Origin of the sequence: Luteimonas suaedae (assembly GCF_008312895.1) — a bacterium.
GTDB lineage: Bacteria > Pseudomonadota > Gammaproteobacteria > Xanthomonadales > Xanthomonadaceae > Luteimonas > Luteimonas suaedae.
Window position 1 is genome coordinate 93,693 of record NZ_VSSP01000013.1, and the last position, 13,524, is coordinate 107,216.

The window sequence follows — 13,524 nt, forward strand, 5'->3', positions numbered from 1 at the left end:
GCGATCGGTCCCTGGCCAGCAACCGTCACACATCACCACAGGAACGAACATGACTCCCCTGCACCGCTTCAACCGATTCCCGATTCCCCATTCCCCATTCCCGGCTTGCCGGGGCTTCACCCTGGTGGAACTCATGGTCGTGATCGTGATCATCGGCCTGCTGGCGACGGTGGTGATGATCAACGTGATGCCCAGCCAGGATCGCGCCATGGTCGAGAAGGCGCGTGCTGACATCTCGGTGCTGGAGCAGGCGGTCGAGACCTACCGGCTGGAGAATCTGACCTATCCGCGCACGCAGGACGGGCTGGAGGCGCTGCTGCGCCCGCCGCAGGGGCTCGCGCGCCCGGAGCGCTACCGCAAGGGCGGCTACATCCGACGCCTGCCGCAGGACCCGTGGGGCAACCCGTACCAGTACGCCTATCCGGGCCGCGTCGGCACGTTCGACGTGTACTCGTTCGGCGCGGACGGGCAGGAAGGCGGCGAAGGCGATGGGGCGGATATCGGGAATTGGAACTAGGCGACGTGATTGGTGATTGGTGATTCGTGATTGGCAAGAGCAAGAGCAGCGGCCGGGCGACGAGGCCGAAGAACGACTGGGACCCGCAGTGAGCATCCGACGATCCCCGCATCGAATCACCAATCACCAATCACCAATCACGGCTTTCACCGGCTTCACCTTGGTCGAGCTGATGGTGGTGCTGGCGATCGTCGGGCTGCTCGGCGCCGCGGTGGTGTTGACTGCGCCCGGCCGGGGCGACGCGCTGGCCAGGGATGCCGACGCATTGGCCGCGCGCCTGCTGCGCGCGCAACAGGAGGCGATCCTGGGCACGCGCGCGATCCGAGTGCGTGCCGATGCGCGGGGCTACGCCTTCTCGGTGCAGCGCTTCGACGGCTGGCAGCCGCTGGCCGACGCGCCGTTCCGGCCGGCGACCTGGTCGGACGGCGTGGCCCCGGAGCTGCCGCGTGGGCAGGAGGCGATCGAGTTCCGCTTCGATCCGATCGGCACCGCCGAGCCGGTGCAGATCGTGCTGCGGCAGGACCAGCGACGCACGCAGGTGACGGTCGACGCGACCGGCGGTGTGGAGGTCGCGGTAATGTCGGCCGGCAGCGATCGCATCGCCGCCGAGAACAGGCTGTTCCGGAGCGCGCAGTGATGCTGGGGCTCCATTCGCGGGTATCGAGGAGAGATTTTCGCGGGCGATTCGCTGTCGTCAGCCGTGGCGACGGCCTCATTGGTGTCCAAGCGGTAGAGTCGTGGGGGCGCGGCGACGGCATCATTGGTGTCAAGGCGGTAGGTTCGCGGCAGCGCGGCTTCTCGCTGCTGGAGATGCTGGTCGCGATGGCCGTATTCGGACTGGTGGTGATCGCGCTGCTGAACCTGTCCGGCGAGAACACCCGCACCACGGCGATCGTCGAGGAGCGGGTGCTGGCCGGCGTGGTCGCGGAGAACCGCGCGGTCGAGGCGGCGGTCGAACCGCTGCAGGCGCTGGCGCGCGCGACCGAAGGCAGCGAGCGCCTCGGCGATCGCGAGTGGCACTGGACGCGCACGGTCAACGCCACCGACGACGCGGCGATCGTGCGCGTGGAGGTGACGGTGACGGCCGCCGGCAGCGATCGTGTCGCCGCCGAGACCGTTCTGTTCCGGGGGACGCCATGAACCCGCGTCCACGATTTGCGGGATTCGGGCAGGCGCGTTGCGATGTTCGAGATAACGGGGCAAGCCGCAAATCCCCCCCAGCCCCCCTTTTTCAAAGGGGGGAGAACAGCAGGGCGCCCGGCGTGTCGATCTCGGTGGCGTGCCTCGTTTCCCTGGGAAGGCCGGTGGCATGCCTTGCTCCATCGTTCGAAAGTCCGGTGGCAAGGCTTGCTCCATCGTTCGAAAGGCCGGGAACATGCCCTGCTCCATCGTTCGAAGAGCCGGGAACGCGTCCTGCTCCCCCCTTCGAAAAGCCGGGAACGCGTCCTGCTCCCCCCTTCGAAAAGCCGGTGGCGCGTCCTGCTCCCCCCTTTGAAAAAGGGGGGCTGGGGGGGATTTACGCGCGTAGCATCAGGTGCCGTCGGCGCCTCGCCCACGGTTTTACGTTGGTCGAAATGTTGGTCGCACTGGCGGTGTTCGCGCTGTTGTCCGCCGCCGGCGTCACGGTACTGGCCTATGCCGCCGACAACCAGGGCGTGCTGCGCGAGCGGATGCAGCGGATCGGCGAGTTCCAGCGCGCCCGCGCGGTGCTGCGCGCCGACCTGTCGCAGGCGGCGCCGCGGGCCACGCGCAACGCCGCCGGCCATCCCGCGGTGCAGGCCTTCACCGGTTCCGCCGACGCCGCGCCCGGCCTGCTGTTCGCGCTGACCCGGCGCGGCTGGAGCAACCCCGAGCAGGCACCGCGGGCGTCGCTGCAGTACGTCGAATACCGGCTGGTCGACGACCGCCTGGAACGCGGCACGCGTCCGGCGCTCGACGGTGCCGTGCTCGGCACGCCGCAGGTGCTGCTGCGGGGCGTGCGCACGGCGCGCGCGCACTACCGCTACCAGGGCGAGTGGATGGACGGCTGGCCCGGCGGCGCCGACCGCGTGCCGGAAGCGCTGCAGCTGGACCTGCGGATCGACGGCATCGGCGACGTGCGGCAATTGTTCCTGATGCCGGGGCAGCCGCTGTGATCCCTCGGCGCCAGCGCGGCATCGCCCTGCTCACCGTGCTGCTGCTGGTGGCGGTGATGGCGGTGCTGGTGATGGGCGTGCTCGACGACATCCGCTTCGGTCTGCGCCGCGCCAACAACGCGCAGTCGGTGGCGCAGGCGCAATGGCATGCGCTGGGCGCCGAGGCGCTGGCGCTGGCGCAGATCGAGCGCCTGGCCGCCAGTGATCCGGGGCGCACCACGTCCGCGGGCGACTGGAACGGCCGCGCGTTCGTGTTCCCGGTGGAATCGGGCGCGATCAGCGCGCGCCTGTCCGATGGCACCGCCTGCTTCAACCTCAACAGCGTGGTCGAGGGCGGCGCCGACACCTTCATGCTGCGCCCGGACGGCATAACCCAGTACGTCGCCCTGTTGCAGGCGCTGGGCTTCTCCGAACACGAGGCCCGCACGCTCGCCGACAGCCTCGCCGACTGGATCGACAGCGACCAGCAGCGCGAGAGCCTCGGACACGAGGACGAGGCGTACGCGCGCGGCCGCGACGGCTATCGCACCGCCGGCACCCTGCTGGCGGAGACCAGCGAGTTGCGCGCGATCCACGGCTACACCGCGGAGGTCTATGCACGCCTGCGTCCGCACGTGTGCGCATTGCCGACGGTCGACCTGTCGCCGGTGAACGTCAATACGCTGCGCGAGGAGGACGCCGCGATCGTGCGCATGCTCACCGAAGGCAAGCTCGACGACGCTCAGGCGCGTCGGGTGATCGCAGCACGCCCGGCCGATGGTTGGCGCGACGTCGACAAGTTCTGGACCGCTCCTGGCATGGCCGTGCCGTCGTCGGATGGCCTGCTCGGCCAAGTAAAGCTGCGCACGCGCTACTTCCGCCTGCACGCCGAAGTCGAGGTCGGCCCGGCGCAGGTCGTGCTGAGCGCCCTGTTCGAACACGACGGCAGCAGCCCGGCACGGCTGCTGGCTCGCAGATGGAGTGCCGAGGAATGATCACGTACATCGTGCTGCTGCCGCAGGATCCGAAAGCGCCGGCGCTGCGCCTGAGCGTCGACGATGACGGGCGCGTGCTGGCGCGCGAACGCCTGCGCACCGGCGCCACCGCAGCCCAGCCGGCCGCGGCTACGCAGACGCGCACCGTGCTGGTGGTGCCAGGCACGCAGGCGCCGGCGCTGTGGCTGGAACTGCCCGCGCGCAACCCGGTGCAGGCGCTCGCCGCCGCGCGCGCGCTGATCGCCGAACGCCTGGCGGGCAGCGGCGAGGCGCTGCACATCGCCATCGCGGCCGCCGCCGGCGATGAAGCGCGAAGGCCGGTGGTGACGGTCGAACGCGCGCTGATGACGCAGTGGCTGGAGCGCGCCGCGGCACTGGGCATCACCGTGGACGCGCTGGTTCCCGATCATCTCGCGCTGCCGGCGCCGGAAGACGACGGCGTCGTGGTGGTTGCCGACGGCGACGAGCGCATCGTGCGCGGGCCGCGGCTGGCGTTCCGCAGCGAGGCGGCGCTCGCCGCGCTGGTCCTCGAAGGACGGGCACAGCAGGTCGTCGAGGCGGGCCCGCAGGCCGAAGCCCTGCTCGCCGCCGGCGCGCGGCAGCCGGCGATCGACCTGCTGCAGTACGACTTCGCGCGCACGCCGGCGCAACCCCGCGGCGCGCGCGCCTGGCGCCGCGCCGCGGTGCTCGCCGCGCTGCTGGCGCTCTCGCCGCTGCTGCTGTGGGGCGCCGAGGCGCTGCGCTACACACTGGCCGCACGCGCGCTGGAAGCCGAGGCCGCGGCGATGGTCGATGCCGCCCTGCCCGGGCGCGCGCCGGCGCAACCGCCGCTGGCGGCCGCGCGTGCGGCCCTGCGCCAGGCGCAGGCGCGCGACGGCTTCGCCCACGCGGCCTCGGCGCTGTTCGCGGCGGTGCCGCGGATCGAGGGCGCGCAGCTGGACCGACTCTCCTATGGCGAGGACGGCGCGCTGCGCGCGACGCTGTCGCATGCCCGGGCCGACGAACTCGATGTCCTGCGCGATGCGCTCGCCGGCGCCGGCCTGGCGCTGCAGCCGGCCGGCACCCGCCGCGCCGACGGCCGCCTCCACAGCGAACTCGACATCCTGCCGGAGCCGGCGCCATGACCCGCCTGTTCGACACCGCCCGGCTTGCCGACTGGTGGCAGGCGCGCGAGCCGCGGGAACGGTGGATGGTCGCCGTGATGCTGGCTGCGGTGGCCGCGTTCGTGCTGTGGTACGGCGTGATCGCGCCGCTGCGCCAGGCGCGCGACGACGCGCGTGCGCGCCATGCCGATGCCGTTGCCGCAGCCCAGGAGATCGAACGGGCGCTGGCGCGCATCGAGGCCTCCGCGGCGCGACTGCCGCCGGCACCGGCCGGCGATGCCTTCGCCACCGCCATCATCGACAGTGCCGGCGCCGCCGGCGTCGCCATCAGCCGGCAGGACGACGGCGGCGGCGGTGTGCTGGTGATTGCGATCGACGCGGTCGGCACGCCGGCGCTGTTCGGCTGGATCGATACCCTGCGGCGCGAGCACGGCATCGCCCCGCTCACCCTGCAGGTCGACAAGCGCGACGGCCGGCTGCGCGCCGAGCTGCGCTTCGCACCGCCATCGTCATGAGCACACGTGGCCTGATCTGGCTGTTCTTGCTGGCGCTGCCGCCGCTGCTGGGCTTGCTGCTGCCTTTGCGGCTGGCGCTGGGCATGGTGGACCTGGAGCGGGCCGGCCTCGGCGCCGCCGGCTCGTCGGGCTCGCTATGGCGCGGGCGGCTGCAAGACGCGCGCCTGCACGGCCGCGCACTCGGCGATGTCGATGTCCGGCTGTCGCCATGGCCACTGCTCACCGGCACCCGCGAACTGGTCGTGCGCAGCGCCACGCTGCGGGCCTCGCTGCTGCAGGGCGCACGCCGCGGCATCCGCGACGCCAACGGCACGCTGACCCTCGAAGATCTTGATCTCGCACCGGGCCTGGCCCTGGTGCTCGACGCCAGCGACGTGCACTTGGTGTTCGTCGGCGACGCCTGCCGAAACGCCTCGGGCCGGATCGGTCTGGCACTGCATCCCGCCGCCGGCGGCGAACCGTTCGCGGTGCTCGAGGGCGCCGCGGCCTGCGACGGCCGCGCGGCAACGGTGGCCTGGATGCCGTCCGGCGCCGCATCGGGCCCGTTCGCCGCGCTCCGGGTCGATGCCCGCATCGAACCCGACGGCGCCTGGCGGCTGCAGTCGGTAGTGCCCGGTGTGGACGACGCGCGCGAAGCCGCTGCCCTCGAACTTGCCGGGTTCCGGCCCGGACCCGCCGGCTGGAGCCGGATCGACAACGGCACCTTCCCGTAACGGCGTGGGCCCGCTCCCTCGCCGAGGCATCGAGGGGGCCTTTCGTAGGAGCGCGCCATACGCGCGATGCCGCGGAAATTTCGCCGCCACGCGATCTAGGGCGCCAACGCGCCTTCCGGCTCGCGCCGGAGCCGTCGATGCGCCGCCCCGGAAACGCCCGCGGCATCGCGCGCATGGCGCGCTCCTACGGCTCCGAAGCCCCGGCGACATATGAATGAAAACTGACCGTCACCGAAAAGTCGCCGATCTGACACATATGACGGTTTCTTGTCACATTAATGTCAATTGCACGGCCTAGGCTTCGCTCGTCCCCCTTACGCGAAGACCCGCCCATGTCCCTTCCGCGCACCCTGCCGCTGGCCCTGCTGGCCGCGCTCGCCGCTCCCGCCGCCCATGCCGAGTTCGAGATCGGCGAATTCGGCGGAACCAGCGTCAGCTTCGAGGGCCTGTTACAGGCCGATTACGACCACTACAACAGCGACGTCGCCGATCTGGACGGCGATCCCGGCGACGGCCGCAACAGCGACCAGGAATTGCGCCGCGCCGAGCTGGTGCTCAAGGGCAAGGGCCCGGGCGGCTTCGACTGGGTGGTCGGCTACGACGCCAAGGCCGACAAGTGGCTCGACGTCAACGGCCGCCTGCGCTTCGGCGCCGACCGCACGCAGTTCCTGCAGGTCGGCCAGTACAAGCAGCCCAACAGCCTGGAAGAGCTGAGCTCGACCAAGAACAACGACTTCATCGCCAAGGCGATGACCACCAACACCTTCGGCGTCTCGCGCCGCCTCGGCGCCGCCTACGGCATCGCCGGCGACGACTGGACCGCGACCGCCAGCTGGTTCGGGCGCGAACTGACCAGCGGCCAGGCCGAGGGCAGCGGCTACGGCGTGCGCGGCACCTGGGCGCCGCTGAACGACGACGGGCGCATCGTGCACCTGGGCCTGTCGTACGTCGATTTCGATACGCCAGACGACGGTGCGCGGCTACGCACCCGCCCCAACGCCGATCTTGCCGGCGTGCGCCTGGTCGATACCGGCACCCTGCTCGATGCCGACCGCCAGTCCGTCCTCGGCGTCGAAGCAATGTGGATCAACGGCCCGGTCAAACTGCAGGGCGAATACATGCGCGCCGGGATCGATCGCATCGGCACCGCGACACAGACGTCCGGCGATTTCAGCGGTCACGGCTGGTACGTCTCCGGTCTGTGGAACGTCGCCGGCGAAACCTGGGGCTACAAGGGCGGCGTGCCGAGCACGCCGAAGGCGGGCGGCGGCAACCGCGGCCTGTGGCAGGTGGGCCTGCGCTACGACCGCGTCGACCTCGACGACGGCCGGCTGTCCGCCCCCGCTCCCGGCGAGATGCCGGTGCCCGAGGGCGTGCTCGGCGGCGAGATGGACGCCTGGACCGTCGGGGTGAACTGGTACTGGCGCGACCACGTCAAGCTGGCGTTGAACTACGTCGACGTCTCCAGCACCCGCTACAACGGCGCCGCGGGCGCGTTCGTCGACGATGAACCGAGCATCGTCGAGGCACGGCTGCAGCTGCACTGGTAGTTGGAGCAGAAACGAGGGAGAGGAACGAGAAACGAGTGAGCGGCGGCACGCTCCGCCCGTTTCCCGTTTCCATACCCGACCTCCTCCGAATGCGCCGACGAACGCGCCAGCGCTCGCCCGCGCGTTCTGTGGCGGCTTTCCGGTCCGGTTTCGAGCAAGCGAGTATCGGGGAGCGAATCGAAACCGGATCGTAAGGCCGCCCCGTGAACCAGGCGCCGCCGCGTCACGCCACGGTCATCGCCCTGCAACACCGGCTACACGACCGGCCCGCACTCTCTGCGAAACCGGAGAGGCGCATGCGCTACGCCATCGTCACCGAAACCTGGCCGCCCGAGGTCAACGGTGTCGCCCTGACCGTACACGGGCTGCAGCAGGGATTGCTGGCCCGTGGCCACACGGTCGACCTGGTGCGGCCACGGCAGCACGGCGGCCAGCAGCCGAACGCCCGTGAGCTGCTGGTGCATGGTGCCGGGCTGCCGCGCTACCCGGGGCTGAAGTTCGGCCTGCCGGCCACGCGCCGGCTGCTGCGTCGCTGGCGGGTCAATGCGCCGGACGCGATCTACGTCGCCACCGAAGGCCCGCTGGGCTGGTCGGCGGTGCGCGCCGCACGCCGGCTGTCGATCCCGGTGGCCACCGGCTTCCACACCCGCTTCGACGCCTACATGCGCGACTACGGCCTGGGCTGGCTCGAATCCACCGCGATGCGCTGGATGCGGCATTTCCACAACCGCGCCGACGCGACCCTGGTGCCGACGACGGAGCTGGCCGGATTCCTGCGCGGCACCGGCTTCCGGCGCGTGCTGCGGCTGGCGCGGGCGGTCGACACTGGTCGGTTCGACCCGGCCAGGCGCGATCCCGCACTGCGCGCGCAATGGGGCCTGGGCGACAACGACATCGCCGCGATCCATGTCGGCCGCATCGCCGCCGAGAAGAACCTGGCACTGGCGGTGCAGGCCTTCCGGGCGCTGCAGGCGCAGCGACCGCAGGCGCGCTTCGTCTGGGTCGGCGACGGCCCGATACGCGCATCGCTGGCGCGCGACAATCCTGATTTCGTGTTCTGCGGGGTGCAGCGCGGCGAAGCGCTCGCCTGCCATTTCGCCAGCGGCGACCTGTTCCTGTTCCCCAGCCGTTCCGAGACCTTCGGCAACGTGACGCTGGAAGCGATGGCCAGCGGCGTGCCCGCCATCGCCTTCGACTATGGCGCCGCCCGCGAGCATCTGCGCGACGGTGAGCACGGCGCCGCGGTCGGCGACGACGCCGCGTTCGTCGAGGCCGCGGTGCGCATCGGCAGCGACGACGCCATGCGCCGATCGATGGCCGCCGCCGCACGACGGGCGACCCTGCGATTCAGCCCCACGCAGGTCGCCGAGGACTTCGACACCTTGCTGTCCGGACTGGCCGAATCGGGAGATCGCCATGCAACCGCATCTGCTGCGTAACCGGCTTGCCGCAAGCGACTGCGGCTGGTGCCTGCGCGCCAACCGCATCGGCGCCCGCCACTGGATCCGCGGGTATTTCTCCGTCGTCAGCCGCCTCGGCGACGGCGTGTTCTGGTACCTGCTGATGGCGGCGCTGGTGCTGACCGACGGCGTCCGCGGCCTGACCGCATCGGCGCACATGGCCGCCACCGGCGTCATGGCGCTGCTGATGTACAAGGGCCTCAAGCGCTGGACCCGGCGACCGCGGCCGTTCGCCTCGGACGTGCGCATCCGTGCCTGGGTGGCGCCGCTGGACGAGTTCAGTTTCCCGTCCGGACATACGCTGCATGCAATCTCGTTCACCCTGGTTGCCGTCGCGTACTACCCGGCGCTGGCCTGGCTGCTGGCGCCGTTCGCGGTCAGCGTCGCCGTATCGCGCGTGGTCCTGGGCCTGCACTATCCCAGCGACGTGCTGGCCGCGACCGCCATCGGCACGGCGCTGGCGGGGCTGTCGGTGGCGATGGTGCCGGGCGTGACGCTGCTCGGCGTCGGCGTCTGAGGCCACATACGATTTCAGGAATCTGCCCCCCTTTTAAAGGCACTTCGCGCGATTGCGGGGCACCGCAGGCGTGTGCCGCCGCTTCGTAGGAGCGCGCCATGCGCGCGATGCCGCGGGCATCGCGCCGCCTGGGAATGCCGATGACCCGCGCGCCTGCCGGTCCGGCATCGCGGCATCCACCGGATCCGGCCGGCACCCGCGGCATCGCGCGCATGGCGCGCTCCTACGGGTCATCGGCCCGTCGATACCCGGACGTCCCTGTCCGGGCCGTGCCTCATGCACGCTGCACAGGACCGCCGCTCGAAACCTGGTACCAGTCGATCCGGCGCGTGATCACCATGATTCCCGCGAGGATGCAGAACAGCAGGCCCGCGCCCAGCACCAGTGCGTTGTCTTCCGAGATCAGCAGCCCGTACAGCGCCGCATACAGAAGCGCCAGCATCGTCGCGAAACCGGCGCCACGCATCCAGCTGCGCAGCACGTACGTCAGGTAGTAGCCGAGCAGTCCGATGCAGGCCGCGCCCGCCGCCAGATAGGCCAGGCCGAAGGCGATGTGCTCGGACAGGCTCACCAGCAGCAGGAAGAAGATCGCCAGCGCCAGCCCCACCAGCCCGTACTGGATCGGGTGGATGCGCAGCTGCTTGATCAGCTCGAACATGAAGAAGCCGACGAAGGTCAGCAGCACGAACAGCAGACCGTACTTGCTGGCGCGATCGGCCTGGCTGTAGGGATTGACCGGATCGACCAGCGAGACGCCGATCGCATCGAGCCCGGCCTCGCCGCCCGATGCCGGCGACTGCGACGACTCCGGCCGCGGCAGCGTCGCCCCGGCCAGGTATTGCGCCTGGGCGTTGCTGGCCAGCGACGAAACCGCCCATTCCGCGTGGAATCCGCTGTCGTCGAGCGCCGGCTCACGCGGCAGGAAGGCGCCGTTGAACTGCGGGTGCCGCCATGGCGACTTCAGCACCACGCGGTTATGCGTGCCCAGCGGCGCCAGCGCCAGCGACTCGGTGCCGCCGAGCGCGAAGTCCAGGCGCGTGTCCAGTGCGAGCCGCTGCCCGGCGCGCGGCACGGCCAGGCGCGCGTGCACGCCGGAACCGTCGCGGTTGCCCAGGCCCTCTTGCAGCGGCACCTCCACACCGTCCACGCGCAGCCGCGGCGCGCCGGCCAAGCCGCGCACGTCGCCGATTCCCACGCCCAGCCACGGCCGCCCGATCCGGCGCGGACGCTGCGGGTCGGGATCGGTGGGAATCCGCGCCGCGAATGTCGCCGACATCTGCGCGGCCAGTTCGTAGACCCGCACCTCGTGCAGGCCGACCCGACGGGTCGACGGCGCGATCCGGCCATCGACATCGAGGATCTCGGGAAAGAACGTCCAGCGGCCGTCGCGCTCGCGCAGCACCTTGCGGGTCGCGCCCTGGGCGTCCTTCTCCTCCACCTCGACGGTCTCGACGTACGGCACCACCAGCACCGGGCCGGCCATACCCTGCGCGCCGGCATAGCTGCGCGCCACCCGTTCCACCGCCTGCGCGCGATACACCTGGCGGTCGTGGATCACGCCGCGGATCATCATCAACGGCACCAGGATCGCCAGCGTCATCGCCAGCACCATCAGGATCTTCAATGCGAGTTTCATGCACGTCTCCGCTCGGGAATCGCGTGCAGCATCCGGTGGCCGCGGGAAGACACGAGGGAGCCAAGATGAAGCGAAGGTGAAGTCGGCACCGACCTTCTTCGTAGGAGTGCGCCATGCGCGCGATGCCGCGGGCATTTCGCCGCCCGCGGGTTTCGGTGACCGGCGCGCCTGCCGGTCCGGAATCGCGGCCTCCACCGGATCCTGCCGACACCCACGGTATCGCGCGCATGGCGCGCTCCTACGAGAACGGCAGGATCACTGATGCCACGGTACCGCCGCCGTCGCGGTCGTCCAGCCGCGCGCTGCCGCCGTGCAACTGCGCCACCTCGGCGACGAAGGCCAGTCCGATGCCGCTGCTGCGGCTGCCACCGCCGGGACGCGGCAGCGAATAGAAGCGTTCGAACACGCGGTCGCGGGCATAGTCCGGCACACCGGGGCCGCGATCGGCGATGTCGATGCGCACGCTCCGGTCCTCGCGCCGCAGCGACGCCTCGATCGCACTGCCGGCCGGCGCGAAATCGATGGCGTTGTCGAGCAGGTTGACCAGCAGCTGCCGCAGCAGGAACGGGTCGCCGGAGACGCTGCCGCCTTCGCCCGCATCGCGCTGCAGCCGCAATCCCTTGCGCGACGCCCGCGTCTCCACCTGCGCCCAGGCATCGCCCAGCAGCGCGGCGAGGTCAACCGGCTCCGGCCGCTCGATCGCCTGCCGGTGCTCCACCGCCACCAGCGCCAGCAGCTTGTCGATCATCTGCGCCATGCGCTCGCTCTGTTCGCGCACGCTGGCGGCGAAGCGCGCGCGCTCGGCCTCCGGCAACGGCCCTTCCAGCAGCTCGGCGGCGCCACGCACCGCCGCCAGCGGACTCTTGAGCTCGTGGGTAAGGCCGTGCACATAGCGCTCGAGATGGCGCCTGCCCTCGAGGCGCTCGCGCATGGTCTCCAGCGCGCGGCCGAGGATCGCGAACTCGCCGGCGGATGCCGGCAGCTGCGCGCGCTGGCCCGCAGTGACCGCTTCGGCATAGCGGCGCAGCCCGCCGAGCTGGCGCGACAGCCACCACACCGCCAGCAGCCCGATCAGCAGCGCCGCACCCATCAGCACCAGTCCCCAGCGCATCACCGTGGCCTCGCTGCGGGCGATGAACGGCGCGATCGTGCGGTTGGGCTTGGCCACCGTGAGCACGCCGGCGATGCGTGCGCCGTCCATCACCGGCGCCGCTACGTGCATCACCGAACTGCTGTCGTCGTCCGGGTCCTCGCGCGTCGAACGCGCGCCGTACTGTCCGCGCAGGGTCAGGTGCACGTCGTTCCAGCGTGAATAATCGCGTCCGACGTCGCGGCCCTCGGAATCGAACACGACGATGCCGTCGGCGTCGGTGATGTAGATCCGATACGCCGCCTCGCGCTTGCGGAAGCCCCAGATCTCGGCGCCGATGTCGCGCTCGCGCAGCGCCCGCACCCGCTGCGCGAAGCGGCCGTCGGCGATGCGGCCGGCAATCAGGTCGTCGGCCGCCAGCTCCGCCAGCACGTTGGCGGTGTCGACCAGGGTGTCCTCCATCGCCTGCCGTACGCCGGGCTTGACCTCGCGCACGAATACCTGCGCCACCAGCAGCGCCGCCAGCGCGACGATGGCGAAGTAACCCAGCAGGATGCGCAGGCCGATCCGCATCGCCTAGGGCCTGTCGATCTCGACCGAGTAGCCGAGTCCGCGATGGGTCCGCAGCGGGTCGGCATCCGGGTCCACTTCGCGCAACTTGGCGCGCAGGGTCTTGATGTGGGTGTCGACGGTGCGCTCGCCGCTGTCGTCGGCATCGTTCCAGACGCGATCGAGCAGCTGCGCGCGGCTGAGGATGGCGCCGGGGCGGCGCAGCAGTTCCGCCAGCAGCGCGTATTCGTAGCGGGTCAGCGCCAGCGTGCGGCCATCGAAGCGCACCCGCCTGGCCTCGCGATCCACCTCGAAACGGCCCGCCGACTGCGGCTGCGCGTCCGCCGCGGCATGCCGGCGCAGCCGTGCCCGTACCCGCGCCACCAGCTCGCGCGGCGAGAACGGCTTGGTCAGGTAGTCGTCGCCGCCGATCTCCAGGCCCAGCACGCGATCGATCTCGTCGCCGCGCGCGGTCAGGAACAGCACCGGCACCGCGCTGAAGCCGCGCAACTCACGGCAGACGTCGAAGCCGCTCATGTCCGGCAGGCCGACGTCCAGCACCACCAGATCGACGCCGCCGGCCCGCAGCCGCCGCAATGCATCGCCGCCGAGCAGGCGATGCTCGACTTCGAAGCCTTCCGCGCGTAGCGCGTAAGCGACGGTCTCGGCGATGGCGGACTCGTCCTCGACGAGCAGGATGTGGGGCATGGCGGGAATCGGGAATCGGGAATCGGGAATCGGGAATCGGGAATCGGGAATCGGGAA

14 protein-coding genes are annotated in these 13,524 nt (G+C 71.0%); 11 read left to right on the forward strand and 3 right to left on the reverse strand.

Going from position 1 to position 13,524, the window contains the following annotated elements; translation table 11 throughout:
* The first annotated feature begins 49 nt into the window (after positions 1-49).
* From gspG to FXO19_RS16485, 11 genes are all read left to right on the forward strand, one after another.
* A complete protein-coding gene (gene gspG, locus FXO19_RS16435) occupies positions 50-517 on the forward strand; it encodes a type II secretion system major pseudopilin GspG (protein WP_149196200.1) in 468 nt (155 codons plus the stop codon).
* A gap of 88 nt (positions 518-605) precedes the next feature.
* Positions 606-1,154, forward strand: a complete 549-nt coding sequence (locus FXO19_RS16440) for a GspH/FimT family pseudopilin (protein ID WP_149196201.1) — start codon at positions 606-608, stop codon at positions 1,152-1,154.
* On the forward strand, positions 1,154-1,657 hold the full coding sequence (gspI, locus tag FXO19_RS16445) for a type II secretion system minor pseudopilin GspI (protein ID WP_149196202.1): 504 nt from the start codon (positions 1,154-1,156) through the stop codon (positions 1,655-1,657). Before FXO19_RS16440 ends, gspI begins: the two co-directional genes overlap by 1 nt.
* 389 nt (positions 1,658-2,046) lie before the next feature.
* On the forward strand, positions 2,047-2,652 hold the full coding sequence (gspJ, locus tag FXO19_RS19650; protein WP_255516474.1) for a type II secretion system minor pseudopilin GspJ: 606 nt from the start codon (positions 2,047-2,049) through the stop codon (positions 2,650-2,652).
* Positions 2,649-3,626 carry a type II secretion system minor pseudopilin GspK gene (gene gspK, locus FXO19_RS16455; RefSeq protein ID WP_187775820.1) on the forward strand — a complete coding sequence of 326 codons (978 nt, stop codon included), beginning with the start codon at positions 2,649-2,651 and terminating at the stop codon, positions 3,624-3,626. The genes gspJ and gspK overlap by 4 nt, the downstream gene beginning before the upstream one ends.
* Positions 3,623-4,750 (forward strand): type II secretion system protein GspL, encoded by a 1,128-nt coding sequence (gene gspL, locus FXO19_RS16460; protein WP_187775821.1) that lies wholly within the window; start codon positions 3,623-3,625, stop codon positions 4,748-4,750. The genes gspK and gspL overlap by 4 nt, the downstream gene beginning before the upstream one ends.
* Complete coding sequence (gspM, locus tag FXO19_RS16465; protein WP_149196205.1) at positions 4,747-5,244, forward strand: type II secretion system protein GspM; 498 nt, start codon at positions 4,747-4,749, stop codon at positions 5,242-5,244. Before gspL ends, gspM begins: the two co-directional genes overlap by 4 nt.
* On the forward strand, positions 5,241-5,957 hold the full coding sequence (gene gspN / locus FXO19_RS16470; protein ID WP_149196206.1) for a type II secretion system protein N: 717 nt from the start codon (positions 5,241-5,243) through the stop codon (positions 5,955-5,957). Before gspM ends, gspN begins: the two co-directional genes overlap by 4 nt.
* A 332-nt stretch (positions 5,958-6,289) precedes the next feature.
* Positions 6,290-7,507, forward strand: a complete 1,218-nt coding sequence (locus FXO19_RS16475; RefSeq protein ID WP_149196207.1) for an OprO/OprP family phosphate-selective porin — start codon at positions 6,290-6,292, stop codon at positions 7,505-7,507.
* Positions 7,508-7,803: 296 nt separating this feature from the next.
* The gene (locus FXO19_RS16480; RefSeq protein WP_149196208.1) at positions 7,804-8,946 is read left to right on the forward strand and encodes a glycosyltransferase family 4 protein; all 1,143 of its coding nucleotides are present in this window, start codon (positions 7,804-7,806) and stop codon (positions 8,944-8,946) included.
* Complete coding sequence (locus FXO19_RS16485) at positions 8,924-9,484, forward strand: phosphatase PAP2 family protein (protein WP_149196209.1); 561 nt, start codon at positions 8,924-8,926, stop codon at positions 9,482-9,484. The genes FXO19_RS16480 and FXO19_RS16485 overlap by 23 nt, the downstream gene beginning before the upstream one ends.
* 274 nt (positions 9,485-9,758) lie before the next feature.
* Here FXO19_RS16485 and creD read toward each other — a convergent pair whose 3' ends face one another.
* The 3 genes from creD to creB all read right to left on the reverse strand — a co-directional run bounded on the left by creD (position 9,759) and on the right by creB (position 13,467).
* On the reverse strand, positions 9,759-11,120 hold the full coding sequence (creD, locus tag FXO19_RS16490) for a cell envelope integrity protein CreD (protein ID WP_149196210.1): 1,362 nt from the start codon (positions 11,118-11,120) through the stop codon (positions 9,759-9,761).
* Positions 11,121-11,358: 238 nt separating this feature from the next.
* Positions 11,359-12,783, reverse strand: a complete 1,425-nt coding sequence (creC, locus tag FXO19_RS16495; protein ID WP_149196211.1) for a two-component system sensor histidine kinase CreC — start codon at positions 12,781-12,783, stop codon at positions 11,359-11,361.
* A gap of 3 nt (positions 12,784-12,786) precedes the next feature.
* Complete coding sequence (gene creB, locus FXO19_RS16500) at positions 12,787-13,467, reverse strand: two-component system response regulator CreB (RefSeq protein WP_149196212.1); 681 nt, start codon at positions 13,465-13,467, stop codon at positions 12,787-12,789.
* Positions 13,468-13,524: the final 57 nt, after the last annotated feature.